Origin of the sequence: Huijunlia imazamoxiresistens, assembly GCF_037132455.1 — a bacterium.
Classification (GTDB): domain Bacteria; phylum Bacteroidota; class Bacteroidia; order Chitinophagales; family Chitinophagaceae; genus Flavisolibacter; species Flavisolibacter imazamoxiresistens.
The window spans coordinates 17,248-39,906 of the sequence record NZ_JBBBEI010000015.1 but is presented as its reverse complement, the minus strand read 5'-3'; the positions used below and the strand labels follow the sequence as shown (position 1 = coordinate 39,906).

At 58.3% G+C, this 22,659-nt stretch carries 23 protein-coding genes; 11 read left to right on the top strand and 12 right to left on the bottom strand.

Annotated elements, in window-relative coordinates:
- Positions 1-73 precede the first annotated feature (73 nt).
- Positions 74-1,333 carry a murein hydrolase activator EnvC family protein gene (locus V9K67_RS17620; RefSeq protein ID WP_336724647.1) on the top strand — a complete coding sequence of 420 codons (1,260 nt, stop codon included), beginning with the start codon at positions 74-76 and terminating at the stop codon, positions 1,331-1,333.
- Here V9K67_RS17620 and V9K67_RS17615 read toward each other — a convergent pair.
- Complete coding sequence (locus V9K67_RS17615; RefSeq protein WP_336724644.1) at positions 1,330-4,869, bottom strand: PAS domain S-box protein; 3,540 nt, start codon at positions 4,867-4,869, stop codon at positions 1,330-1,332. The genes V9K67_RS17620 and V9K67_RS17615 overlap by 4 nt on opposite strands.
- 515 nt (positions 4,870-5,384) lie before the next feature.
- Between V9K67_RS17615 and V9K67_RS17610 the strand changes: the two genes are divergently transcribed.
- Positions 5,385-6,095 carry an RNA ligase family protein gene (locus tag V9K67_RS17610; protein ID WP_336724641.1) on the top strand — a complete coding sequence of 237 codons (711 nt, stop codon included), beginning with the start codon at positions 5,385-5,387 and terminating at the stop codon, positions 6,093-6,095.
- Positions 6,079-7,233, top strand: coding sequence for an AAA family ATPase (locus V9K67_RS17605; RefSeq protein ID WP_336724639.1), 1,155 nt, complete (start codon positions 6,079-6,081; stop codon positions 7,231-7,233). Before V9K67_RS17610 ends, V9K67_RS17605 begins: the two co-directional genes overlap by 17 nt.
- A 13-nt stretch (positions 7,234-7,246) precedes the next feature.
- Here V9K67_RS17605 and V9K67_RS17600 read toward each other — a convergent pair whose 3' ends face one another.
- Positions 7,247-8,071, bottom strand: coding sequence for a cyclase family protein (locus tag V9K67_RS17600; protein WP_336724637.1), 825 nt, complete (start codon positions 8,069-8,071; stop codon positions 7,247-7,249).
- A 103-nt stretch (positions 8,072-8,174) separates the two neighbouring features.
- Between V9K67_RS17600 and V9K67_RS17595 the strand changes: the two genes are divergently transcribed.
- On the top strand, positions 8,175-8,459 hold the full coding sequence (locus tag V9K67_RS17595; RefSeq protein ID WP_336724634.1) for a hypothetical protein: 285 nt from the start codon (positions 8,175-8,177) through the stop codon (positions 8,457-8,459).
- A gap of 115 nt (positions 8,460-8,574) precedes the next feature.
- Positions 8,575-8,778, top strand: a complete 204-nt coding sequence (locus V9K67_RS17590; RefSeq protein ID WP_336724632.1) for a hypothetical protein — start codon at positions 8,575-8,577, stop codon at positions 8,776-8,778.
- Between the two features lie 74 nt (positions 8,779-8,852).
- On the opposite strand, the gene V9K67_RS17585 is transcribed toward V9K67_RS17590, so the two are convergent.
- Positions 8,853-9,143 (bottom strand): isoamylase early set domain-containing protein, encoded by a 291-nt coding sequence (locus V9K67_RS17585; protein ID WP_336724630.1) that lies wholly within the window; start codon positions 9,141-9,143, stop codon positions 8,853-8,855.
- A gap of 309 nt (positions 9,144-9,452) precedes the next feature.
- Between V9K67_RS17585 and V9K67_RS17580 the strand changes: the two genes are divergently transcribed.
- Positions 9,453-9,851, top strand: a complete 399-nt coding sequence (locus tag V9K67_RS17580; protein WP_336724629.1) for a VOC family protein — start codon at positions 9,453-9,455, stop codon at positions 9,849-9,851.
- Positions 9,852-9,902: 51 nt separating this feature from the next.
- Here V9K67_RS17580 and V9K67_RS17575 read toward each other — a convergent pair whose 3' ends face one another.
- From V9K67_RS17575 to V9K67_RS17565, 3 genes are all read right to left on the bottom strand, one after another.
- A complete protein-coding gene (locus tag V9K67_RS17575) occupies positions 9,903-10,193 on the bottom strand; it encodes a hypothetical protein (protein WP_336724627.1) in 291 nt (96 codons plus the stop codon).
- Between the two features lie 125 nt (positions 10,194-10,318).
- On the bottom strand, positions 10,319-10,750 hold the full coding sequence (locus tag V9K67_RS17570) for a VOC family protein (RefSeq protein ID WP_336724626.1): 432 nt from the start codon (positions 10,748-10,750) through the stop codon (positions 10,319-10,321).
- Between the two features lie 11 nt (positions 10,751-10,761).
- A complete protein-coding gene (locus tag V9K67_RS17565) occupies positions 10,762-11,322 on the bottom strand; it encodes an SRPBCC family protein (protein WP_336724624.1) in 561 nt (186 codons plus the stop codon).
- A 240-nt stretch (positions 11,323-11,562) separates the two neighbouring features.
- Here V9K67_RS17565 and V9K67_RS17560 point away from each other — a divergent pair, with 240 nt between their 5' ends.
- Complete coding sequence (locus tag V9K67_RS17560) at positions 11,563-12,543, top strand: GlxA family transcriptional regulator (protein WP_336724622.1); 981 nt, start codon at positions 11,563-11,565, stop codon at positions 12,541-12,543.
- 113 nt (positions 12,544-12,656) lie between these two features.
- On the opposite strand, the gene V9K67_RS17555 is transcribed toward V9K67_RS17560, so the two are convergent.
- The 6 genes from V9K67_RS17555 to V9K67_RS17530 form a co-directional block, all read right to left on the bottom strand.
- Positions 12,657-13,256, bottom strand: coding sequence for a hypothetical protein (locus tag V9K67_RS17555; RefSeq protein WP_336724619.1), 600 nt, complete (start codon positions 13,254-13,256; stop codon positions 12,657-12,659).
- A 110-nt stretch (positions 13,257-13,366) separates the two neighbouring features.
- Positions 13,367-14,713 carry a hypothetical protein gene (locus V9K67_RS17550; RefSeq protein ID WP_336724618.1) on the bottom strand — a complete coding sequence of 449 codons (1,347 nt, stop codon included), beginning with the start codon at positions 14,711-14,713 and terminating at the stop codon, positions 13,367-13,369.
- A 31-nt stretch (positions 14,714-14,744) separates the two neighbouring features.
- On the bottom strand, positions 14,745-15,131 hold the full coding sequence (locus V9K67_RS17545; RefSeq protein ID WP_336724617.1) for a DUF3037 domain-containing protein: 387 nt from the start codon (positions 15,129-15,131) through the stop codon (positions 14,745-14,747).
- On the bottom strand, positions 15,109-15,897 hold the full coding sequence (locus tag V9K67_RS17540; RefSeq protein ID WP_336724615.1) for a HipA family kinase: 789 nt from the start codon (positions 15,895-15,897) through the stop codon (positions 15,109-15,111). Before V9K67_RS17540 ends, V9K67_RS17545 begins: the two co-directional genes overlap by 23 nt.
- A gap of 2 nt (positions 15,898-15,899) precedes the next feature.
- A complete protein-coding gene (locus V9K67_RS17535) occupies positions 15,900-16,442 on the bottom strand; it encodes a DUF1349 domain-containing protein (RefSeq protein ID WP_336724613.1) in 543 nt (180 codons plus the stop codon).
- 37 nt (positions 16,443-16,479) lie between these two features.
- Entirely contained in the window at positions 16,480-16,935 is a 456-nt protein-coding gene (locus tag V9K67_RS17530) for a nucleoside deaminase (protein ID WP_336724610.1), read from the bottom strand.
- A gap of 185 nt (positions 16,936-17,120) precedes the next feature.
- On the opposite strand from V9K67_RS17530, the gene V9K67_RS17525 reads away from it, so the two are divergent.
- From V9K67_RS17525 to V9K67_RS17510, 4 genes are all read left to right on the top strand, one after another.
- Positions 17,121-17,906 carry a M57 family metalloprotease gene (locus V9K67_RS17525; RefSeq protein WP_336724608.1) on the top strand — a complete coding sequence of 262 codons (786 nt, stop codon included), beginning with the start codon at positions 17,121-17,123 and terminating at the stop codon, positions 17,904-17,906.
- Positions 17,907-18,678: 772 nt separating this feature from the next.
- Positions 18,679-20,082, top strand: a complete 1,404-nt coding sequence (gene leuC, locus V9K67_RS17520) for a 3-isopropylmalate dehydratase large subunit (protein WP_336724607.1) — start codon at positions 18,679-18,681, stop codon at positions 20,080-20,082.
- Between the two features lie 125 nt (positions 20,083-20,207).
- Positions 20,208-20,804 (top strand): 3-isopropylmalate dehydratase small subunit, encoded by a 597-nt coding sequence (gene leuD / locus V9K67_RS17515; RefSeq protein WP_336724605.1) that lies wholly within the window; start codon positions 20,208-20,210, stop codon positions 20,802-20,804.
- A 129-nt stretch (positions 20,805-20,933) separates the two neighbouring features.
- The gene (locus tag V9K67_RS17510; protein ID WP_336724603.1) at positions 20,934-22,514 is read left to right on the top strand and encodes an alpha-isopropylmalate synthase regulatory domain-containing protein; all 1,581 of its coding nucleotides are present in this window, start codon (positions 20,934-20,936) and stop codon (positions 22,512-22,514) included.
- The last annotated feature ends 145 nt before the right edge of the window (positions 22,515-22,659 follow it).

The window sequence follows — 22,659 nt, the reverse complement described above, 5'->3', positions numbered from 1 at the left end:
TTTCATTAAGGGGAAATAAAGGCCCCCGGCGGGGCGTTCTAACACCAGCCTGTGACCGAGTAACTTTTTGATAATGACTAGACTCTGCCTCATTTTCCTGTTCCTGGTCCTTTCGTGTTCCCTTCTGGCACAGCCGGCGAAGAGCCGCCAGAAAATGGAGCGGGAACGGCAAGCCATAAAAAAAGAACTTCGGCTCATCCAGTCGGCCTACCAGCAGGTAAAAGGCCGCCGCGAGGAAACCCTGGGGCAGCTGGGCCTGCTGCAGCGCAAAATGACCGTCCAGGCCCAGTACATCAGCAACATCCACGACGAGATCGGCATCCTTTCGGGAGAGATCAAGCTCAGCAACGAAGAGCTCATCCGCCTCCAGCAGCAACTCGATACCCTGAAGGCCCAGTACGCCCGCAGCCTGGTGTATGCCTATAAAAACCTCAGCGCCTTTGGCTATCTCAACTTTTTATTCTCCGCCATCAGCTTCAACGACGCCCTGAAGCGGGTCCGCTACCTGCGGGCCTACCGGTCGTACCGCCAGCAGCAGGCGGACTTCATCGTGCAGACCCGCCGCGAGATGGAAGAAAAAAAGCAGGAGCTGCTGGGAAAGAAAACGGAAAAGGACGCCGCCCTGGACAACCGGCAGCAGCAGCTGCAGGTGCTGGCGGGGCAGAAAAAAGAAAAGGACCGGGTAGCGGCGAAGCTGCAGGTGCAGGAAAAAGCGCTGCAACAGAAGATCGCCCTGCGCAAGAAGCGCGACGCCCAGCTGCGCAACGCCATTGCCGTGCTGGTGCGCCGCGAGGTGGCCGCGGCCCGCAAAGCCGCCCTGGCCAAAAAGAAGGCGGCCGGCAGCGGGGCGGCGGCCGTACGCACCAAGGCTTCCTCCAAATCCACGGTCAGCGTGCTGGTAGCCACGCCCCGCGATATCGCCCTGAATGCGGGCTTTGAAAACAACCGCGGGCGGCTGCCCTGGCCGGTGGACAAGGGCCACGTGAGCGTGCCCTTCGGCCGCAGCAAGTGGGAGGGCGGCCTCGAGATCGACAACCCCTCGCTGACCATCGCCACGCCGGCGGCCGGACAGGCGGTAAAAGCGGTTTTTGACGGCGAGGTCAGCTCGGTGGCCAACCTGGGCGACGGCCTGATGGTGGCGGTGAAGCACGGCAAGTATTTTACCATCTACGGCAACCTGTCGTCGGTAACGGTGCGCAAGGGCGCGAGCGTGCGCAGCGGGCAGGTGCTGGGCCGTGCCGGCGCTTCCGATGAGGGCCGCGGCGGGCAGGTGGAGTTTATGGTGATCAATGAAACCAAGAATGTGAACCCCCTGCCCTGGCTGAGGCGTTAGGCTTCTTTCTTTTTGGAAATTTGCTTTACCGGCAACAGGATTTCAAAGGCGGCGCCTTCGTTCTCCCGGGCATGGGCCGTGATCGTTCCCCCATGGCGCTCCACGATCTTTTTGCATAGGGCCAGCCCCAGGCCCGTTCCCTCGTACTTGTCCTTGGTATTGAGGCGGGTGAAGGTGCCGAAGATCCGTTCGGCGTATTTCTGTTCAAAGCCGATGCCGTTGTCCGCCACCGTGATACAGGCCCAGTCGTGGCCGTCGCGGGAGGTGCGGACGGCAGTGAGGGTGATGACCGGGGGCGTGCCCGCCCGGGCAAACTTGAGCGAGTTGTTTACCAGGTTGTAAAAAAGCTGGTACAGCAATACCGGGGCGCCCTCCAGCACCGGCAGCCGGTCGTAGCGGATCGTAGCATTTTTTTGTTGGATGGCCACCTCCAGGTCCGTTTCGATATGCTTCATCACTTCGTTGAGGTCCACCGGCTCATAAGTTTGCTCCAGCGCGTTGATGGTGGAATAAGTCAGTACGCCGTCGATCATGAAGAACATCCGGTCCGCGGCGCTTTGCACCTTGTCGATAAAGGAGCGTTCGCGTTCGGTGAGGCGGCCGTTGAATTCCTCCTCCAGGAAGTTGGTATAGGTTTTTATTTTCCGCACCGGTTCTTTCAGGTCGTGGGAGGCTACGTGGGCAAACTGCTGGAGGTCCTCGTTGGAACGTTGCAGCTCGCGGGTGCGTTCGGCCACCAGCACTTCCATCTGTTCCATCATGGTCTTTTGCTGGTGGATGTTGATGGCGGTACCGATGTAGCCGGCTATGGCGTTGTCCTCCAGGCGGGGAACGCCTTTGAACAGGTGCCATTCGTAGGTGCCGGAGGCGGCGCACAGCACGCGGATCTCCATGGTGAAGGGCTGCTGGCGGGCCACGGCCTCGAAGTAGTTGTGGTACACCTGCGGTAGGTCGTCGGGGTGGGTAAACAGTTCCCAGAGTTTGGCCGTTACTTCGGAAGAATGTTTCAGGCCGAGGTAGTCCAGGAATTCCTGGTTGGTATAGGTGACATTCAGCTGGTCATCGGCCATCCATACCCACATCGGCGCCTGGTCGGCCAGGTGGCGGAACCGCTGTTCGCTTTCCTTCAGTTTTTCTTCGGCAATCTTCTGGTCGGTGATGTCCTGGCTGACGCCGGTGAACCGCAGGGGTTTTCCCGCTTCATCAAAGACCACCTTTCCCTTGGAGCGGATCCACCGCAGGCGGCCGTCGGTCAGGCTGATGATCCGGTATTCGGCTTCGTAGCGGCCGCCGCTTTCGGGCCGGAGGGCGTCCATGAGGGATTCCATGGTTTTTTGCCGGTCCTCGGGGTGCAGGGCCTGCAGGAAGGTGGCCTGGTCGGCCTCGGCCTCTGCCGGCAGGCCGAAGAATTCCTTGGAGCGGGCCGACCACTGCAGGGCGCCGCTTTGCGGATTGTAGTTGAAATAGCCCAGCTCGCCGCCTTCCAGGGCGATCCGCAGCAGGTCCTTGCGTTCTTTGAGGGCCGCTTCGTAGTTGCGCTGGTCGGTAATGTCGGTGTTGGTGCCGAACCAGCCGGCCAGGCGGCCGTCGGGCTTGCGTACCGGCACCGCCCGGGATAGGAACCAGCGGTAGGTGCCCTCGCGGTTGCGCAGCAGCAGGGTATCTTCCCAGTCGCTGCCGGCCGCCACCGCCGCCAGGAAGCGCTCCTCCACCCCGGCGGCCATGTCGGGGTGCACCAGCTTCAGCCAGCCCTGGCCCTTCATGTCGGGCGCCTCGGCCCCGGTATAGTCGTACCAGCGCTGGTTGTACCAGTAAATGCGGCCGCGGGCATCGGTCATCCAGGCCAGCTGCGGGATGGAGTTGGCCAGGGTGCGGAAGCGTTCCTCGCTTTCTTTCAGCTTTTCCTGCACCGCCTGGGCCTGGGTAATGTTTTCCGCCAGGCCCACGATATTGCGGGGCCGGCCCTGCTCGTCGCGGATCAGCGACACGCCGATCTTCATCCACACGATGCCGCCGTCCTTGCGCACATAGCGTTTTTCGCAGACAAAGGGCGGGTTTTCGCCCCGCACCAGCGCGTACACCTGGTCCAGGTTCTTTTTCCGGTCGGCATGGTAGGTCACCTCCTTGAAGGTGACGTGCTTCAGTTCTTCCTCGGAATAGCCCGTGATGCGGGTGTAGGCTTCGTTCACCTGCAGGTAATAGCCCTCCAGGTCGGTGATGGCGATGCCTACGGAGGCGTTGGCGAAAACGGCGCGGAAGCGTTCCTCGCTTTCCCGGATCTTTTGTTCGGCGTTTTTCTGGAAGGTGATGTTGATGGAGGAAAACAACACCATGCTGACGCCGCCCGACTCGTCCAGCAGGGGGGTGGCGGAATTGAGCAGCCACAGCACCTCCCGGGATTGTTTGTAATGGATCTGGTAGATGCCTTCCCGGGGCTGCCGGGTGCGGTAGGCCTGGGCGAGCACGGCGGTCTCAGGACGGAGGGGTACCCCGTCCTCGTCCAGCACATCGGCCACGGCGCGCCAGCGTTCCGTGATGGCCCGGCTGTCTTTTCCCCTCAGGTCGGCGGAGGATTTAAAGCCGCGGGAAAGGGCGGCCCGTTCGTTGGCAAACAGGATGAGGCCGTTGCGGTCGAACAGCAGGATGTCGGCAGGAACGTTGTTGAAGGTCAGTTCCAGTTGTTCGCGGGTGATGCGCAGCGCCTGTTCGGTATGCTTTTGTTGCGAAATATCATAGCGGGACACCAGGATCCGGTTGTAGCCGGTTTCCGGCAGCGTAAAGGAAACGGAGCACTGGATGCGGCGGCCCCGGAGGGTTTCCAGCTCGTATTCGCGGTGGAAATGTTTGTCGCCGCTGGCGATGGCCACGATTTTGTCGATAAAGGACGGCAGGGATTTGCCGTTGAAGACGATGTGCAGGCCTTGTTTCAGCTTTTCGACGCTTTCCGCCTCGAACAGGTTCACGGCGGCCTGGTTGGCATCGGTGATGCGCACCAGCGCCATCAGCCGCCGGGCTTCCGCTTCGTTGGCGTTCAGGTAAGCGGTCAGTTCGTTGCCGTGGCGGGTTTTCAGTTTTTGCAGTTCGGGTACCATCAGCGAATGGTCCTCCTCGAACAGGGCCACGGGCAGGTTGTTGAATAGCTGGTGGTAGCGTTGCTTCAGTTCGGTCAGTTCCCGCGGATCCCCTTCGGAAGGGAGCGGGCCGGGGGGAACAGCAGCGGCTGCTATTGCCCCGCCGGTGCAGCCCAGGGCCACGATGCCGGTGACGGTGCCGGTTTCGTTTTTAATGGGGTGGAGCATCACTTGGCAGCATTCCTGGGCCGGGGTTCCGTTGACCGCCGGGGTGAGGGGCAGGCGTCCTACCTCCTGCGGTTCTCCCGTCTGGAACACTTTGCGGCACAGGCGGTCGATGCCCTGGCGGGCGGTTTCCGGGAACACTTCCACCAGCGGCCGGTGGAGCACTTCGCGGGGCGTTTTTCCCAGCCGCTGCAGCAGCTCGTCGTGGAGCATATCGATCCCGAAAGATGCTCCCCGCAAAATGAAAATAGGAAAGGGGACCTGTACCGGAGTAGTAATAACGTCTTTCATCTTTTCTGTAGCATGTATCAGCGAATCCGATCATAGCGAGGTGCCTTCTTGGATAGGGAACTGGAGCGCCAGGTAGTGAAAAAAAACCCTTAATAAAAAACTCTTAGAAGTCTGCTTACCTCCCCAAATTTAGGCCGTTGGCGGCTGCCAGAAAGCGGGCAGAGCCGTATTTTCTCCGCTTTGAAGGGGCCGCAGAAAAAGAAAATTCTGCCGCTAAGGGGAAAGCACTAAGCCGGGCGGGAGGTTCGTGCTTACCCGGGCCCGGACAGCATTTTTCCCGCTTTTATTTCCCATCTTTGTTCCGGCAGTATTCATTCCAAACTGTTTTCAAGCCCCCGGCTATGTAATTCTTTCTCCCATAATTTTCGTTCTTCCCGGCGCTTGTTGCAGGCGCCGCGGCATTTTATTTTTCATTCTTTTACTTTCCGGCCCGGATTTTCCGGCCGGATCCCTCCATAAACGTTATGGCCTTATCCGAAAAATACGGACGAACGGGGCATTATCCCTTTTCCCCCGGCGCCACCCACGACGACCGGGTCCATACCCACTACTGGCACGACCTGCAGGCCATCGGGCAGCTGGTGCATACCGAGAAGCTGGACGGCGAGAACAACTGCCTCAGCCGGCACGGCGTGTTTGCCCGCTCGCATGCGGCGCCCACCACCTCACCCTGGACGGCCACCCTGCGGCAGTACTGGCAGCAGGTAAAGCACGACCTGGGCTTTCTGGAAGTTTTTCTCGAAAATCTCTATGCCGTGCATTCGCTGCGCTACCGGCAGCTGGAACACCATTTTTATGTATTTGCCATCCGGGAGCACGACCGGTGGCTGAGCTGGGAGGAAACCCAGTTTTACGCCGCCCTGCTCGACCTGCCGGTGGTGCCCCAACTGGCCGTGGAACGGCCGCCCGCCAGCCGGGAGGCGTTTGAGCGTTCGCTGGTGCAGCTGGCGTCGGGTCCCGGCGCCTTTGCTCCCGTGGAAGCCTGCTCGGGCCTGCCGGCGACCATGGAGGGGATCGTCAGCCGCGATGCCGCCGGGTACCCGACCGCGGACTTCGCACACCGTGTATTTAAATATGTACGCAAAGGGCACGTGACCACCGACGCGCACTGGACGCGCCACTGGAAGCGGGCCCCCTTAAAACAGGAAGGAGGGAATCATGTGGAAGCTGACTGAACATACCGACTGGCGCTCGCTGGTACAAAAATTCTCCTGGGTGCGCGATATGAAGGGCGTGCCGCAGGACCCGCTGTACCATGCCGAAGGGGATGTGGCGGTGCACACGCGGATGGTGCTCCGGGCCCTGGAGGAGCTGGAGGGCTGGCGGCAGCTGCCGCCGCAGGACCGGCAGGTGCTCTGGGCCGCCGCCCTGCTGCACGATGTGGAAAAGCGTTCCACCACGGTGCGCGAGCCCGATGGCAGCCTGACCTCCAAAGGCCACGCAAAAAAAGGCGCGCTGACGGCCCGCATCCTGCTGTACCGCGACGAGCCGGCGCCCTTCTTCCTGCGCGAGCAGGTGTGCGCGCTGGTGCGCTACCACGGGCTGCCGCTCTGGGCGCTGGAAAAGCCCGACCCCGTGAAAGCCGTCCTCGAAGCCAGCCTGCAGGTGAATACGAAACTGCTGGCGCTGCTGGCCGAAGCCGACGTGCGGGGGCGGGTTTCGGCCGACCAGGAGGAGCTGCTGTACAAGATCGGCCTGTTCCGGCTGCTGTGCGAGGAGCACGGCTGCTGGGGGCAGCCGCGGGCATTCGCCACCCCCAACGCCCGGTTCTGGTACTTTCATAAGGAAGACAGCTATCCCGGCTATGTGCCCTTCGACGAGTTCCGTTCGCGGGTGGTGCTGTTGTCGGGCCTGCCCGGCGCTGGCAAGGACACCTACGCCTGGCACCATTACCGCGACTGGCCGGTGATCAGCCTGGATGATATCCGCCGGGAGCTGAAAATTTCCCCGCTGGACAAAAACGGTACCGGCAAAGTGGTGCAGCTGGCCAAGGAACGGGCGCGCACCTACCTGCGGGCCGGCGACAATTTTGTCTGGAATGCCACCAACATCACGCGGTCGAAGCGGCAGCAGCTGATGGACCTGTTCCTGACCTACAAAGCTTTTGTAACCCTCGTGTACGTGGAGGTGCCCTGCTACCGGCTGTACGTGCAGAACAGCGAACGCGAAGCGGTGCTCCCGGCCGCCGCCATCGACCGGATGATCGAACGGCTGGAAGTGCCCCAGCCCCAGGAGGCACATGAGGTGGTGTACCATGTCGAAGATTTCGGATTTGGTCTCGTTTCAGGCGAGACCAAATCCGAAGTTCCTTAGAGGGGGCTATCCGTTAGGGTTTTGCTTTTTTCACCCAGGCGATGATGCGCAGGGGGCCGCCGCTGCCATTTTTTATCTTCATGGGCAGGGCCACCACGTAAGCGCCTTTTTCGGGCAACAGCTCCAGGTTGGCCACGTTTTCGAAGGCCGGGATGTTTTTTCCCAGCAGGATGCGGTGGGTACGGAAGTCGGTGGACTGGCCGTAGTCGATGCTGGGCGTGTCAAGGCCGGCGGCCTTGATGTTCCGTTGGGTGACCAGCCATTCGGCGGCGGCCGGGTCGATGCCCGGGAAGTGCAGGTGGGGGATGGCGCCGGCGCCCTTTTCGGCGGTGCCGAAATACTTTTGGGCATCGGGGTAAAATTTCCCGTAGCCGGTGCGGAACAGGACGATGGCGCCTTCGGGCAGTTGGCCGTTTTTCTTTTCCCAGCCTTCGATATCGGCCACCGAAATGAGGTAGTCCCGGTTTTTCAGTGCTTTTGCCGAAACGTCGATGACCAGGGCGGCGCCCGTCAGGTGGTCCAGCGGCACCTGGTCGGCCGTTTGCGCTCCTTCGGCAAAATGAACGGGGGCGTCGAGGTGGGTGCCCCCGTGCTCGGGAGCGGAAAAGGCATTGGACGAATAATAGTAGCCGCCCGGTGTGGGGCCGGCCGCCTGGGTGTCGAGGACAAAGCCGGTGGGGTTGTTGGGCCAGTACAAGGTGCGGGACGAGAAGCTGTGGGTGAGGTCGATCCACTGGCCGCCGGCCAGCAGGTCGGGCAGGGTGGGCTCTTTTGTCGGCTCCGCACAGGCGGAAAACACGAGCGGCAGCAGGAGCGACAGGGGCCAGGCGGGCTTCATAAGCGAAGGTTTAGGAGGAAAATAGGCGGTTCCTTTCAAAGTTGGTGAAAAAGCCCCGTAATTGTGTTTATTTTTGCCTGCTTCAATAAAATCAGGAAAAGAGATGCCCATAAGGACGCTGGCCGTTGAAACCGTTGAATACCTCGATACCCATAATCTATCCCTTAAGGAAATGCTGGCCAATGTGTCTCTTTCCGAAAGCGAATTCATCCAGCTGCTGGAGGGTTGTGATGTACTGCCGCCCGACAAGAAAAAGAAGGTCGAGTGGTCGCTGTTTCCCGGCAAGAAAGTGTGTACCAGCTGCGGGCTGGTGTTTCCGCTCAGTCCGGATGCCCGGGTAAAGGGCAGAGGACCGGCCGGCCGGCGCAAGCTGGCCCGGCAGCGGTAGTCCTGCCGGCAGGCCCGGATAAAGTGGGCCCGTTCCATCATATTTAATGCTTGAGCTTCGTTATAGAGGGGTGCGTCCGGGGACAGCGGCGATGGGATGACGTAAAACCGATACTATGGTGGGCTATTTCAAGCTGATTTCGAAGCTTTCCGGTAACGTGGTTACCTTCTTTGCATTGGATATCCGGGGTGACCAGGAGCTGGACCACCTGAATGCTTTGGGCAAGAGCAGCCAGGTCAAACAGATCGGGCGGGCCGAGTACGAAGGACTGATGGCCGAGTTGGAGGAGAAGCTCTATTTCTTTGACGGGCGGCCGTAGGGAAAATGGGGACGGCACCCATGCAGGTGCCGTGGTGAAGGAATATAGGAGGGCGATACGCCCCGGTAAGGTAATTAGAGGGTGATAATGCTGTTGTGGCCGCCGAAGGTATCGGGACCCTGGCTGTCGGCTTCGGGTTCGTTGATCCAGTCGTTGCCGTTGACGCGGTACTTAAATTCGTGTTGGGAGCCTTTGGGCAGGGAAACTTCAGTGGAAAAGGTTCCGTCTTTTTTCTTTTTCAGTTCAATGGGCGTTTGCCAGTCACCGTTTAAGCCAAATACTTCCACGGTTTGAGCGTCGCCGCCGTTATAGGTAAATTTTACTTTACAATGTTCCTTGGTCTTAAAGTATGTTTTCTGTACCATTTGTAGATTTTTAAGAAAAGTTTCCTTCCTACCTTAATACCAATAACCCGGAAAGGTAACCGGTTGCCCCAAAAAAAGCCGATGGCCTTTGCCGGCAGCAGGAGACCCGAGAGTGATTGCCTGTAGGCTTAACAGTCCAAATATAAAAACGGAACGGCTAAAAAGTGCAGCGACCTGTTTATTTGTACGCCTGTCTGTGCGATTTTGCTGTTTCCTGCGCCGCATCCGGCCCCCGGAATTGTCCGATATGCCCCTCTTCTTTCTTCCGATTCCCCCGCATCTTTGTAACCACACCAAATGCATCCCCATATGTCAAAACAGATCTTCGTGAACCTGCCCGTCAAGAACCTGAACCGGGCGGTTTCCTTTTTTACCCACCTGGGTTTTTCCTTCAACCAGGAGTTTACCGATGAAAACGCCACCTGTATGGTGGTGTCCGACAATATCTTCGTGATGCTGCTGGTGGAGCCCTTTTTTCAAACCTTTACGAAAAAAGAAGTTGCGGACGCCACCCGGACGGCGGAAGTGATCGTGGCCCTGTCGGCCGGCAGCCGCGGGGAAGTGAATGACTACATTCGCAAAGCCGTGGAAGCGGGCGGTACGACGCCGAATGAAGCCACGGACCACGGCTGGATGTATGTGCATGGTTTCCAGGATCCTGACGGCCATTTGTGGGAATTTACCTACATGGAACAACAACAGCAATAAGGACTGTACGCGGCAGGAAGAACGTACGTTCTTCCTGCCGCGTACCTGGTTTTACGCTCTTTCCTTCATGGCTCCGGTGATTGCTTTTTCAAATTCAGCGACGAAATTCTCAAATTCGGGCCAGGCGTTGCCCTTCACCTCGCGGCTTTTTTGGTATTCCTCCGTATGCTTTTCCCTGATGTCGGACAGGTTGTTCACGTAGGCCTGCGTGACCTCGTCGTCCGGGGGCGTCCGGCACTCCTGTTCCAGCTTCGCATAAATCTTTTCAAAATTGCTTTCGTTGCTCCGGTGCTCGCGGATAAATTCCAGCACTTCTTCCAGGTGGGCTTTTCCGGTGGCCATAATTTGTTTTGGAGAAACCCCTGCAAACAATGGTCCGTTTTGCGGTGGCCGTTTACCGCACTTGGCATAAAAAAGCCGGCAGGGATCCTGCCGGCTTTTTTTATTACACAACTGTCACCTCTGGACTACTTTTGTTTTTCGTAGGAATAGCTGACCATCCACTGGATGCCGAAGCGGTCGGTCAGCATGCCGAAATAGTCGCCCCAGAACACTTTATCCAGCGGCATGGTCACCTGGCCGCCGGCGGCCAGCCCGTTGAAGATATGGTCGGCTTCCGCCTCGCTTGCCGTGTTGATGGAAAGGGAGAAGTTGGTGCCCACCGTCATGGGGTGGCCCAGGGATTCCAGGGTGTCGGAGGCCATCAGGATATTGCCTTGGCCGATGGGCAGCGCCACGTGCATGATCTTGTCCTGCACATCGGCCGGCACCTCGTGGGCATGCGGCGTTTCCTTAAAGCGCTGCAGCACAAGAAATTCGCCTCCGAATACCGATTTGTAAAAGTTGAACGCTTCTTCGGTGTTGCCGTTAAAATTCAGATAGGGGTTGATCGTTGTCATTATTGGGGGAATTAATTTTTGCTGAGGGGTTGGGGTTGCTCCAGGTTGTTTTTCAGGTTGGCGAGGCCGGTTTGCAGGTCGTCGCCGATCATTTTTTCCATGTCCATGCACAGCAGCATCAGGTTCATGGGGTAGGGCATGCGGCTGGTAAAGCCCCATTTCACCTTGGTTTCCCGGTCCGACACGGCCTCGGTGGTCATGTAGGCGTTGGCCCTGCCTTCAAAGGGTTCGATGAAGTGCAGGTCGCATTCGATCCGCTGTCCCTCCCGGATGCCTATGATCTGCTGCTCGCCCTTGCCCACATCGTCCTGCTTGCTTTCCCAGGCCGAAACAAAACCCACGGTGCCGTCCGTTCCCCGGTACTCTTTTTTCATCTTCGGGTCCATGTTGGCCCATTTGCTGAAGCGGTCCTGGTTCCTGAGGTACTTCACGTAGCCGAACACTTCGTCTTTGGGTTTGCCGACGGTGATCTCCCGTTCCACGGCATAATCGTTCCGGGTAAAGAGGGCGACGGTCAGGGGGACGGCGAGTACGATGGCGACGCCGAGGAGGATTTTGTTTACAATCTTCATGTTGGTCAGTTTTGACGGTTTTAAGGTTTGGGGCGAATATACAGCGATACCGGGGATGGATACCTGCAGCCATCCGGTTGCAATCTTACGGCATTTCATCCTAAAAAAATTAGTTTTTTCTTGCTAATAAAATTCGTAATTTCTGATACAAATGTACCTTGCCGGTCTTAACTTGCCGGGGTGCGGATGGGACATTTTCAGGGGGAGGATGCGGCATTTATTATTTTACATTTACGTCATATGAAACACATTTCCATCCTGGTTCCCCATGGAGCCATACTGGGCAGCCTGGAAGGCTCCCGGCAGTTGCTGACCCAGGTCAATCATTTTTTCCGGGAACGGGGCGAGGCCCCCGTCTTTACCGTACAGCTGGTGGGGCTGACGCGGGAAACGGTGCTCAGCGGCGGCCATTTTACGGCCCATGCGGATGTGCTGCTGGAAGAGGTGGAGGCCACCGACCTGGTCCTCATTCCCGCCCTTGACGGCGACCTCGGGGAGGCCGTGGAAAAGAACCGGGATTTCCTTCCGTGGATCGTTCGCCAGTACCGGGGCGGGGCCGAGGTGGCCAGCCTGTGCCTGGGCGCCTTCTTGCTGGCGGCCACCGGCCTGCTGCGGGGCCGCAAGTGCGCCACCCACTGGCTGGCCGCCCCTGCTTTCCGGCAGCTGTTCCCCGACGTGGAGCTGGTGGCCGAAAAGATCATTACCGACGAGGGCGGGCTGTATTCCAGCGGCGGGGCCTTTTCGTACCTCAACCTGATCCTGCACCTGATCGGCAAATACGCCGGCCGCGATATAGCCGTGCTGACGGCCAAGGTGTTTGCCATTGAAATGGAGCGCGAAAACCAGCTGTCCTTTACCATCTTTCGGGGCCAAAAGGACCACGAGGACGAACCCATCCGCAAGGCGCAGGAGTTCATCGAACGGAATTACAGCGAAAAGATCTCGGTGGAACAGCTGACCTCCATGCTGGCGCTGAGCCGGCGCAACTTCGAGCGGCGCTTTAAGAAAGCCACCGCCAATACGGTGACCGAATACATCCAGCGGGTAAAGATCGAAGCCACCAAGAAAGCCCTGGAAACCAGCCGCCGCAGCGTCAGCGAGCTGATGTTCGACGTGGGCTATAATGATACCAAGGCCTTCCGCACGGTGTTCAAAAAAGTAACCGGCCTGTCGCCGGTGGAATACCGCAATAAATACAACAAGGAAGCGCTGGCCGTTTAACGGGAGCGCTTTTCCCGGGAACGGCCGGCGGCTCCGAAAAGCAAAAGCGTTCCGGCCTCCCCGTTACGGGTGCCGGAACGCTTTTGCGTTCTTGGAAATATTTTTTGGGTATCCTACAGTTTTTCCAGTGTAATGGTGGCGGTTGCCTCGGTCTTGTAATTTACGCGGACGCCCTGCTCCAGTTCGGAGGTGGCCATGTTGGACTTCATGGTCATCGACAGCCGGTTTCCTTCCAGTTTCAGCTTGGCACCCACGGGAGCCGTTTCCAGTTCCGTGTCCAGCATGATCATGGAGCCTTTGTCAAAGTAAACGGAGTCGTTGCCGACAACCTTGTAAGGAACCGAACCGCTAGAGGTGGGGACGTCAATCGGCAATTCAAATTCCATCGTATTGAACAGTTGGCCATTCATGTAGCTTTTTCCTTCCATGTCACAGTTGTACAAATAGCCCAGCTTATCGCTGGTAACCTTGGTGGCATCCAGGGTCATGGTGCCGGTATGCTGTGCGCTGGTGAAATTGGTGCGGGTAACGGTACTGTCGGTCACGCCGCCCTCCTTCATCCATACGGTAGCTACCGAGGTACCGGTGATGGAGATTACTTTATACTTTCCGAAAAAAGGTGCGGGGGCCGGGCCTTCTTCGGTTTCTTTCTGGCAGGAAACAAAAACGGCGCAGGAACATAACGCCAGTAAGGCATTGGTTAGTTTTGGCATGTGTGAAAAATTTGCGTCAAAGGTAAGGTTTCTGTTTTTAGTTGATGAGCTTATGCAGGTTTTGAGCGCCTTGTGAGGGTTTTTCCTGAGGCCGTGTTCCCTGCCGGAACTCAACCCAGTTCGTTGATATAGACCTCGATATGGGTATAGCCCTGTTTTCCCTTCGCCTTCTTCGCGCCGTCGGTGGCATCCCGGGGGTTCAGGCCGTGGGCCTTTTCCCAGGCGTCGGGCAGGCCGTCGCCGTCCGTGTCGGTACGGGGAGCGGCGGGGACGTACACGGGCCAGCCGCCCACCTCGTTTTGCGAATCGATCAACTTGCCGGTGTTGGTCCGCACCTGCCGGATCAGCCAGGTGTCAATGGAGTCCCGTACCGGGCGGGAGGCGCCCACCTGTTCCAGCACGTCGCGGTAGGCCTGTTCGGCGGAGGAGGTCTTGACGTTTGCAACCGGAAAGGGCTGGTTCGTAAGGGTAAACAGTTGCAGGCCTTTTGCGGTCCCGGCGCTGCTGTCGAACAGGGCTGCCGGCCGGGCCGTGAATTGCGGACGGCCTTCCACCACGTTGCCCGCGACATAGAATTTCACCTGGGAGGTTTCGGTCAGCACGATCGGGGCGCGGTCGCTGCTGTTGGGGCCGGGCTTCAGGTAGTTGTTGATGTAGTTGGCGCTGATGTTGCCGCCGGTCATGCCGCTGCACATCTGCGACCAGTTGTACATCACGTTGTTGCGCACGTCGATGGTGGGCCAGGGCGGCTGGTTGTAGTTGTCGCCCAGCCGCGGGTTGCGGGCGGTGTTGTTGATCCAGAGGTTGTGGTGCAGGCTGATGCCGCCGATGCCGCGCACCAGGGAGCCGAAGCCGTGCGCGCCCTTTTTGTGCACGCTTTTCTGCAGCGACTGGCCGATCAGGCACCACTGCACCGTTACGTTGTAGATGGCGCCGGAAGGCGAGAGGCATTCGTCCACCGACCAGTTGGCGGTGCAGTGGTCGGCGATCACGTCGTGGGCGTTTTTGCCGATGCTGATGGCGTCCATTTCCAGGCCGGAGATGTCGCCGGGCCGCGAACGGATATAGCGCAGGATGACGTCGTGGGTAAAGATGTTCAGTTCCCGCCGTTTGAGGCAGATGCCGTCGCCGGGGGCGGTCTGGCCGGCAATGGTCAGGTAGGGCTCGGTCACCACCAGCGGCGTCAGCAGCTCGATGACGCCCGACACATTGAAGACCACGATCCGTGGTCCTTTGGCTGCGCAGGCTTCCCGGAGGCTGCCCGGCCCGCTGTCGGCCAGGGTGGTTACGGTAAACACTTTGCCGCCGCGGCCGCCCGGGGTGGCGGCCCCGAAGCCTTCGGCTCCGGGAAAGGCAGGCAGGAAATTTTTCTGGGCGGGGCTATTGCCGGCGGCCAGGCACAACAGGCCGGCGCACAGCAGGGGCCCCGCTTTTTTCAAAAGAGGGAAGAAATTCATGGCAAGGGTTATCTGGGGTTTTAAAATTCGGCTACAGCAGCACCAGTTGGGAAAAAAGCCTTTCCAGCGCCTGCTGCACATCGGTGCAGAAGCCCGGGTGCACGCGGGAGGTTTGCACCACCGTGCTGCGGGTGGCGGTAAGCCAGCGGAAGCGGGAAGCCGGGTCGAGCTTGCCGATGGGCCCGCTGCCGGCGCTGCCCTTGCAGATCTGCTCAAAGGCGTGGAGGTGCTTTTCCACTTCCTCGGTATCCAGGCCGCCCGCAAAGCACTGCAGCCGCTGGTGGTCTACCTGGAACAGGACGTTGAGGTATTTTTGCTTTTTCGAAAAAAGGACGACCCCCACGTTCAGGAATTCTTCCCGTTCCACCCGGGGAACCACGCGGATGACGGCGTACTCAAATAAGTGATTTTCTTGCATGCTGCGCTTCGTTTACAAAGATCTCCGACGTTTCGAGCCGGGAGTTAAGGAATTGAATGTACATCTGGCGGTTTTCCTCCGCTGTGTCCGGCGTACCGTTGGTTTGCAGCCATTCGGCGGGCAGCACCGACACGATGGCACCGATGCGCTCGGGTGTCAGGAGGGAGCGGAAGGCGGCATCGACGGTGGAAAGCTCGCCGGCCCAGGGCAGCAGCACGTGGTCCTTGATCTGTGCGAAGGGCCGCTTCGACTGTTCGTGCCAGTTGGATCCGGAATGGTGAAAGTACAGGGCGGCGCCGTGGTCGATCAGCCAGAGCTGTTTGTACCAGGTGAGCATGTTGGTGTTGCGGCAGGTGCGGTCCACGTTGGTGATCAGGCCGTCGAGCCAGACGATCTGCGAGGCCAGCAAACGATCCACCTGGGTGGCCACGGGGTCGAAGGTGATGGCGCCCGACAGGTAGTGGACCGCCAGGTTCAGGCCGGCGCTGGCCTTGAGCAGGTCCTGGATCTCTTCGTCGGGCTCGGTACGGCCAAACGCCGGGTCCACCTGGGCAAATACCAGTTCGGGCACCCGCAGGCCCAGGGCCCGGGCGATCTCGCCGCCGATCAGCTCGGCAATCAGGGCCTTGACGCCCTGGCCGGCGCCGCGGAACTTGAGCACGTATAAAAACCCGTCCTCGGCCTCGACCAGGCCGGGCAGCGATCCGCCTTCGCGCAGGGGCGTGACGTAGCGGGTGATGTTGACCGTTCGGAGTTGCGGTTGCATGGTTAGTTCTTTATCGGTTCCACGTTGAAATCCTCGTACACTACCCGGAAGCCGCCTCCTTCCGGAGCGGCGGCCATCAGCCCGATCTGTACGGGCACGGCGGGCGGGAAGGGAGCGATGCGCAGCAGGGCGTAGGCGGCATTGTCGAAAGAGTAGTGGATCTCCACGAAGTCGCCCTGGCGGGTCAGCTTCAGCCAGATGGCTTCGGGGTTGTTTTGCTGGGGCGCCACCGACCAGTCGGAGCATTCATGGGTGACCACGGCGCTGACGTTCTGCACCCCGTGCACGTATTCGATGCCGGTCTTGATCCAGTGACGTTCGTCGGTGCGGATCATCAGTCCTGCCTGGTCGTACAGGTCGGTATAATCACCCCGAACCTTAACCGAAGCCGTAAAATCGCCTTCCGCTTCCCGGAACAGGAAGTGGCCGTTGTCGCGGATAAAGCCGTAGTGGGTGATGCGCCAGAAGTCGGTTTTCGGGAGCGCTTCCAGCTCGATGGTGTTTCCGTCGATGCGGAATTTTTGGGGGGCATTGTGCCAGTTCATGGTTTCGGGTTTTAGGGGGCAAACAGAGGCGGCAAAGCTAATGGTTTGGCCCCGTAAGGCGGGACAATTCCCGGCATTCCTGTTCCAGTACGCCCGTGACCACCCGGGGCGGGGCCGCCCAGCGCCGGATGCCGGTATCGGCCAGCAGGGGATAGGCGGAGCTGAGGCCCCCGATCTCGCCGGAGGTGACGCCCATCACCACGGTGGGCAGGCGCACCTGGCGGATCACGTAGGCGCACATGATGCAGGGTTCGTGGGTGGTGTACAGGGTGCAGTCCGACAGGTCCATGCTGCCCAGGAGGGCGGTGGCCTGCCGGATGGCCTCGATCTCGGCATGAAAGGTAATATCGCGGTGGGTCTTGCCGCCTTCGATGCCGCGGGCAATGACCTGCCCCTGGCGCACCACCACCGATCCCACGGGGGCGTCGCCGCGCTGTGCCGCTTCCCGGGCCAGTTCGAGGCATGTGCGCATGTAGTTTTCGTGTTCCTGCATGTAAAAAAAGGGTTTTTTCGCGCTGTTCCCGGCCGTTACGGACTTCCGGTTAGGGCGTGCTAATGGTAAGTAATTATTTTTAATAAGTGCTCTTTATTCACCGGGTATTTTCCCCCATTGACCGAAACGGGGCCGTATGCCGCTGGGGCCGGGGCTACCTTTGTCCTGTCAAAAATTAATACCCTATGACAAAGTTTAACCTGTCGGTTACCAAGGTAGCCCTCATCCTTGCCCTTTTTGCGACGTTCCAGTCCTGTAAGAAGTCAGATGTCCAGGATGTAACACCCGCGACCGAAAGCATTGACATTGCCGCCCTGCAACAATCCGTATCCAATTCGCTCGGAGCTCCTGAAGGAAGTGTCGTGTACAACAAAGAGTTAAAGCAGTTTGTAGTGGAAGAAGACAGCTATGTATCCCTGGAAGATGCCCAGCTGCGCTTTGGAAACAAGGGGATCGCCAGCGGTGTGAACGGTACCACCCAGCGCGAGCATTTCTACCTGATCGTTCCCACCAAGGTAAAAGCCATTACCATTTTTGCGGATGCCACCGTTCCGGCAGCCTGGCTGACCGCCCTGGATTCGGCCATCGCCTCCTGGAATCGTACCGGCAGCGCCGTGCAAATGAAGCGGGTGACCTCTGCCACCGGTGCCACCACCAAAGTGACCACCAACTATACAGCTTCTTCCACCATCGCTTCGGCCGCTTATCCCGACTATTACGGCAATCCCGGCAGCCGCATGACCATCAATACCTACCAGAACGGTCTGACCGCCTCGAAGAAGCGTTTTGCCATCACCCACGAACTGGGTCACACCATCGGTTTCGGCCATACCAACAGCACCTGGGGTTATGCCATCGAAGGTACGCCCACCACGGATTCGTATTCGGTGATGAATTCCACCGTACTGAACTGGAGCAACTTCACCTCCTGGGACCTGCTGGCCGTAAAGACGCTGTATCCCAAGTCCTAGTATACCTTTTCTTTCCGGGAAAAATTTTTTCAAGCCATGATCGGTCTTCCGGTTATGGCTTTTTTCATGCTCCTTCCGGGGCGATCCAAAACAAAAAGGCCTTGCAAGTGGATAACCTGCAAGGCCTTTTTATAAATGCTGTAGGGGAAGGAGTCGAACCTCCACGGGGCCATTAGAAGCAGCACAAGTGCTGTTTTTATCCGGTGATCCCCACCCCCGAGACAAGAGGGCATGTCTGCCAAAAATTTCATCACCCCACAGTGTAAAGAGCTTGTTGTTCTTTGTGAGCACAAAATTAAGAGCCCGACCCATTCCTTCAAAATAATTCAACCAAACTTTTTAAATTTTAGAAAATTTTCAATTTATGGCATCTTTTTGTAAAAATATTATTGATCACCCATCTCTATAAGGTGCCATTTTTGAAAATTGACGAATCGCCTTCCCTGCTTCCCCCGCATAAGGGCCTGATACTAACCCCGTTGGAGAAAGAGGGGAGGAGCGGAGCGGAAAAAGCACCGCCGGGACCGCCGCGAAACCGTCCCGGAAAGCCCCGAAAACAGGGGGACTGTTTACGGAAGTCAAGTTCAACTATTGAATTGCAACTAGTTGATTGTCAATATAAAATGGGGAAATAATTTTACGGCCTCCAACGGAAAGGGGCTAAAAAATTTGGTGAAAATATGTGATAAAGTTGCTCAAAAAACGGGCAGTTCGCCCGAATTTTTGGAAATTCGCCAAGAATTTTAAAATCGATTCAAAAAATCAATAAAGTATGAGCAACGCCCCAAGCACCTTGTTTGATAAAGTGTGGGATGCCCACGTGGTTCGCAAAATCCAGGACGGTCCGGATGTATTTTTTATTGACCGCCATTTCATTCACGAAGTGACCAGCCCGGTTGCCTTCCTGGGCCTCGAAACCCGTGGCGTCGGCGTGATGTTCCCCGAGCGCACCTTCGCTACTGCCGATCACAACACCCCCACCATCAACCAGCACCTGCCGGTTCAGGACCCGCTTTCCGCCAACCAGCTGAAAGCCCTGGAGACCAACTCCGCCAAATACGGCATCTCGCATTGGGGCCTGGGCGATCCCAATAATGGTATTGTGCACGTGGTAGGACCCGAGCACGGCATCACCCTGCCGGGTATGACCATCGTTTGCGGCGACTCCCATACCTCCACCCACGGTGCTTTCGGCGCCATCGCCTTCGGTATCGGTACTTCCGAAGTGGAAATGGTCCTCTCTTCCCAGTGTATCATGCAGCCGAAACCCAAGAAAATGCGCATCAACGTCAACGGCAAGCTGAACAAGGCCGTGACCCCCAAGGACGTGATCCTCTACATCATCTCCAAGATCTCCACCAGCGGCGCTACCGGCTACTTCGTGGAATATGCCGGCGATGTGTTCCGCAACATGACCATGGAAGGCCGCATGACCGTTTGTAACATGTCCATCGAAATGGGCGCCCGCGGCGGTATGATCGCCCCGGACGAAACCACCTACGCCTACATCAACGGCCGCGACAAAGCCCCCAAAGGCGAAGCCTGGGAAAAAGCGCTGGCGTACTGGAAAACGCTGAAAACCGACGAAGGCGCCACCTTCGACGTGGAATATAACTACGATGCCGCCGACATCGAACCGATGATCACCTACGGTACCAACCCCGGCATGGGCATCGGCATCACCAAAAACATCCCGACCGCCGAAGATATCCAGGCCGGCAAAGCCACTTTTGAAAAATCACTCGACTACATGGGCTTCCACGAAGGCGAACAAATGATCGGCAAGCAAGTGGACTACGTATTCATCGGCAGCTGTACCAACGGCCGCATCGAGGACTTCCGCGAATTCGCCAAAGTGGTGAAAGGCCGCCGGAAAGCCGAAAGCGTGACCGCCTGGATCGTTCCCGGCTCGCATATCGTGGAACAGCAGATCAAGGAAGAAGGCATCCTGGACATCCTGACCGAGGCCGGCTTCCAGCTGCGTCAGCCCGGCTGCTCCGCCTGCCTGGCCATGAACGACGACAAGATCCCCGCCGGCAAATACGCCGTCAGCACCTCCAACCGTAACTTCGAAGGCCGCCAGGGTCCTGGCGCCCGCACGCTGCTGGCCAGCCCGCTGGTGGCCGCCGCCGCCGCCGTTACCGGGAAGGTGACCGATCCCCGCGAGCTGATCTAAAAAGTTTACGAGTTTACAAGTTTACGCGTTTACCAGTTCTTCCCCGAACCGCCACAACTCGTAAACTTGTAAACCCGTAAACTCGTAAACTTCAATTTCATTCTTTAAACTCTTTCTAACTGAACATGGCTTACGATAAATTTACAGTGCTGAAAAGCTCGGCCGTTCCGATGCCGATCGAAAACGTTGATACCGACCAGATCATTCCCGCCCGCTTCCTGAAAGCTACCAAGCGCGAAGGCTTTGGCGACAACCTGTTCCGCGACTGGCGCTACAACGGCGACAATACGCCCAAACAGGATTTCGTCCTGAACAACCCCATCTACTCCGGTAAAATCCTGGTAGGCGGCAAGAACTTCGGCAGCGGCTCCTCCCGCGAGCACGCCGCCTGGGCTATCTACGACTACGGCTTCCGTTGCGTCGTGTCTTCCTTCTTCGCCGACATCTTCAAGGGCAACGCCCTGAACATCGGCATCCTGCCCGTACAGGTGAGCCCCGAGTTCCTGGACAAGATCTTCCGTGCCATCGAGGCCGATCCGAAGACCGAGCTGGAAGTGAACCTGCCCGCGCAGACCATCACCATCCTGGCCACCGGCGAACAAGAATCCTTCGAGATCAACGGCTATAAAAAGCACAACCTGACCAACGGTTTCGATGATATCGACTACCTGCAGGCCATGAAGGACGATATTCAAAAATATGCAGCGGAGCGGGCCTTCTAATCGCCCCTTCCGTTGCCCCTAACAGAACATGTCCTGTTTTTATGAGATCCGCCCCGGCCGTTTCATAGAACAGGACATGGTCGTTAAAACAGTTCACGCGTTTTCCCACTACCTAATTCCCCAGCACCGATGACAAAGGACCAGTGCCTGACCGACTCTCCCCTGACCAGGGACGCTTCCCGCCTGCAACCCCAGCAGCGGCATATTGAAATCATGGATACGACGCTGCGCGACGGCGAGCAAACCAGCGGCGTGTCGTTTTCCGCCTCCGAAAAGCTGACCATCGCCCAGCTGCTGCTCACCGAAGTGAAAGTGGACCGCATCGAGATCGCCTCCGCCCGGGTGTCGGAAGGCGAGTTCCAGGCCGTGAAAAAAATTACCGGCTGGGCGAAAGAGCAGGGCTTCCTGGACCGCATCGAGGTGCTGACCTTCGTGGACGGCAACACCTCCGTGGACTGGATGCTGCAGGCCGGCGCCCGCGTGATGAACCTGCTCACCAAGGGCTCGCTCAACCACCTGACCCACCAGCTGAAGAAAACCCCCGAGCAGCACTTTGCCGACGTGGCCCGCGTAGTGGCCCTGGCTGCCGAAAAAGGCATCGCCTGCAACGTGTACCTCGAGGACTGGAGCAACGGCATGCGCCACTCCAAAGAATATGTGCTCCAGTACATCGACTTCCTGCAGACCCAGCCCATCAAACGGGTACTGCTGCCCGACACCCTGGGCGTGCTGATCCCCGAAGAAGCCTACGCCTTCATCAAAGAGCTGGTGGACCGCTACCCCGGCCTGCACTTCGACTTCCATGCCCACAACGACTACGACCTGGGCATCGCCAACGTGCTGGCGGCTGTCAAGGCCGGCGTGCACGGCCTGCACCTCACCATCAACGGCATGGGCGAACGGGCGGGCAACGCCCCCCTGGCCAGCGCAGTGGCCGTGCTGAACGACTATGTAAAAGACGTGAAGACCTCCGTGGTGGAAGGCTCGCTCTACTCGGTGAGCAAGCTGGTGGAAACTTTTTCGGGCTTCCGCATCCCGGCCAACAAGCCGGTGGTAGGGGAGAACGTGTTTACCCAAACGGCGGGCATCCATGCCGACGGCGACAAAAAGAACAAGCTGTATTTCAACGACCTCATGCCCGAGCGCTTCGGCCGCGAACGCCGCTACGCCCTGGGCAAGACCAGCGGCAAGGCCAACATCGAGAACAACCTGCAGCAGCTGGGCATCCAGCTGTCGAACGAAGACCTCAAAAAGGTGACCGAGCGCATCATCGAGCTGGGCGACCGCAAGGAAGTGGTGACCCAGGCCGACCTGCCCTACATTATTTCGGACATCCTCGACAGCAATACCATCAAAGAGCGGGTGCAGATCGAGAACTACGTGCTCACCCACTCCAAGAACCTGCGGCCTTCGGTAACGCTGAAGATCACCATCGACGGCGAAAGCTTCGAAGAACATGCCCAGGGCGACGGCCAGTACGACGCCTTCATGAATGCCCTCAAAAAAGTGTACGGGCTGAAAAACCTGGAGCTGCCGGCCCTGACCGACTACGCCGTACGCATCCCGCCCGGCGGCCAGTCCGACGCCCTCTGCGAGACCATCATCACCTGGGAGCACAACGGCCGGGAATTCAAGACCCGCGGCCTCGACAGCGACCAGACCGTGGCCGCCATCAAAGCCACCCAGAAGATGCTTAATTTGATGAGCTAGGGGGCCTTCCTGCAACTTTTTTATCAATAGTAAAAGCCTGGCAATAAAATGCCAGGCTTTTTATTTTCGCCGTGCCCCAGCCCGGACAAAAAAAATCCCTGCTCAGCCCGTCTCAATTCGTCGAATTGGCTCAAATTCGCGGTCT

What these genes read in the sequence shown, in the direction of transcription:
- V9K67_RS17620 (WP_336724647.1), top strand. Translation starts at nt 74, where the DNA reads ATGACTAGACTCTGCCTCATTTTCCTGTTCCTGGTCCTTTCGTGTTCC.
- V9K67_RS17600 (WP_336724637.1), bottom strand. Translation starts at nt 8,071, where the DNA reads ATGAAGCCCGCCTGGCCCCTGTCGCTCCTGCTGCCGCTCGTGTTTTCC.
- V9K67_RS17540 (WP_336724615.1), bottom strand. Translation starts at nt 15,897, where the DNA reads ATGCAACCGCAACTCCGAACGGTCAACATCACCCGCTACGTCACGCCC.
- V9K67_RS17510 (WP_336724603.1), top strand. Translation starts at nt 20,934, where the DNA reads ATGACAAAGGACCAGTGCCTGACCGACTCTCCCCTGACCAGGGACGCT.
- V9K67_RS17545 (WP_336724617.1), bottom strand. Translation starts at nt 15,131, where the DNA reads ATGCAAGAAAATCACTTATTTGAGTACGCCGTCATCCGCGTGGTTCCC.
- leuC (WP_336724607.1), top strand. Translation starts at nt 18,679, where the DNA reads ATGAGCAACGCCCCAAGCACCTTGTTTGATAAAGTGTGGGATGCCCAC.
- V9K67_RS17555 (WP_336724619.1), bottom strand. Translation starts at nt 13,256, where the DNA reads ATGCCAAAACTAACCAATGCCTTACTGGCGTTATGTTCCTGCGCCGTT.
- V9K67_RS17590 (WP_336724632.1), top strand. Translation starts at nt 8,575, where the DNA reads ATGGTGGGCTATTTCAAGCTGATTTCGAAGCTTTCCGGTAACGTGGTT.
- V9K67_RS17605 (WP_336724639.1), top strand. Translation starts at nt 6,079, where the DNA reads ATGTGGAAGCTGACTGAACATACCGACTGGCGCTCGCTGGTACAAAAA.
- V9K67_RS17580 (WP_336724629.1), top strand. Translation starts at nt 9,453, where the DNA reads ATGTCAAAACAGATCTTCGTGAACCTGCCCGTCAAGAACCTGAACCGG.
- V9K67_RS17550 (WP_336724618.1), bottom strand. Translation starts at nt 14,713, where the DNA reads ATGAATTTCTTCCCTCTTTTGAAAAAAGCGGGGCCCCTGCTGTGCGCC.
- leuD (WP_336724605.1), top strand. Translation starts at nt 20,208, where the DNA reads ATGGCTTACGATAAATTTACAGTGCTGAAAAGCTCGGCCGTTCCGATG.
- V9K67_RS17585 (WP_336724630.1), bottom strand. Translation starts at nt 9,143, where the DNA reads ATGGTACAGAAAACATACTTTAAGACCAAGGAACATTGTAAAGTAAAA.
- V9K67_RS17595 (WP_336724634.1), top strand. Translation starts at nt 8,175, where the DNA reads ATGCCCATAAGGACGCTGGCCGTTGAAACCGTTGAATACCTCGATACC.
- V9K67_RS17525 (WP_336724608.1), top strand. Translation starts at nt 17,121, where the DNA reads ATGACAAAGTTTAACCTGTCGGTTACCAAGGTAGCCCTCATCCTTGCC.
- V9K67_RS17530 (WP_336724610.1), bottom strand. Translation starts at nt 16,935, where the DNA reads ATGCAGGAACACGAAAACTACATGCGCACATGCCTCGAACTGGCCCGG.
- V9K67_RS17560 (WP_336724622.1), top strand. Translation starts at nt 11,563, where the DNA reads ATGAAACACATTTCCATCCTGGTTCCCCATGGAGCCATACTGGGCAGC.
- V9K67_RS17570 (WP_336724626.1), bottom strand. Translation starts at nt 10,750, where the DNA reads ATGACAACGATCAACCCCTATCTGAATTTTAACGGCAACACCGAAGAA.
- V9K67_RS17575 (WP_336724627.1), bottom strand. Translation starts at nt 10,193, where the DNA reads ATGGCCACCGGAAAAGCCCACCTGGAAGAAGTGCTGGAATTTATCCGC.
- V9K67_RS17610 (WP_336724641.1), top strand. Translation starts at nt 5,385, where the DNA reads ATGGCCTTATCCGAAAAATACGGACGAACGGGGCATTATCCCTTTTCC.
- V9K67_RS17565 (WP_336724624.1), bottom strand. Translation starts at nt 11,322, where the DNA reads ATGAAGATTGTAAACAAAATCCTCCTCGGCGTCGCCATCGTACTCGCC.
- V9K67_RS17535 (WP_336724613.1), bottom strand. Translation starts at nt 16,442, where the DNA reads ATGAACTGGCACAATGCCCCCCAAAAATTCCGCATCGACGGAAACACC.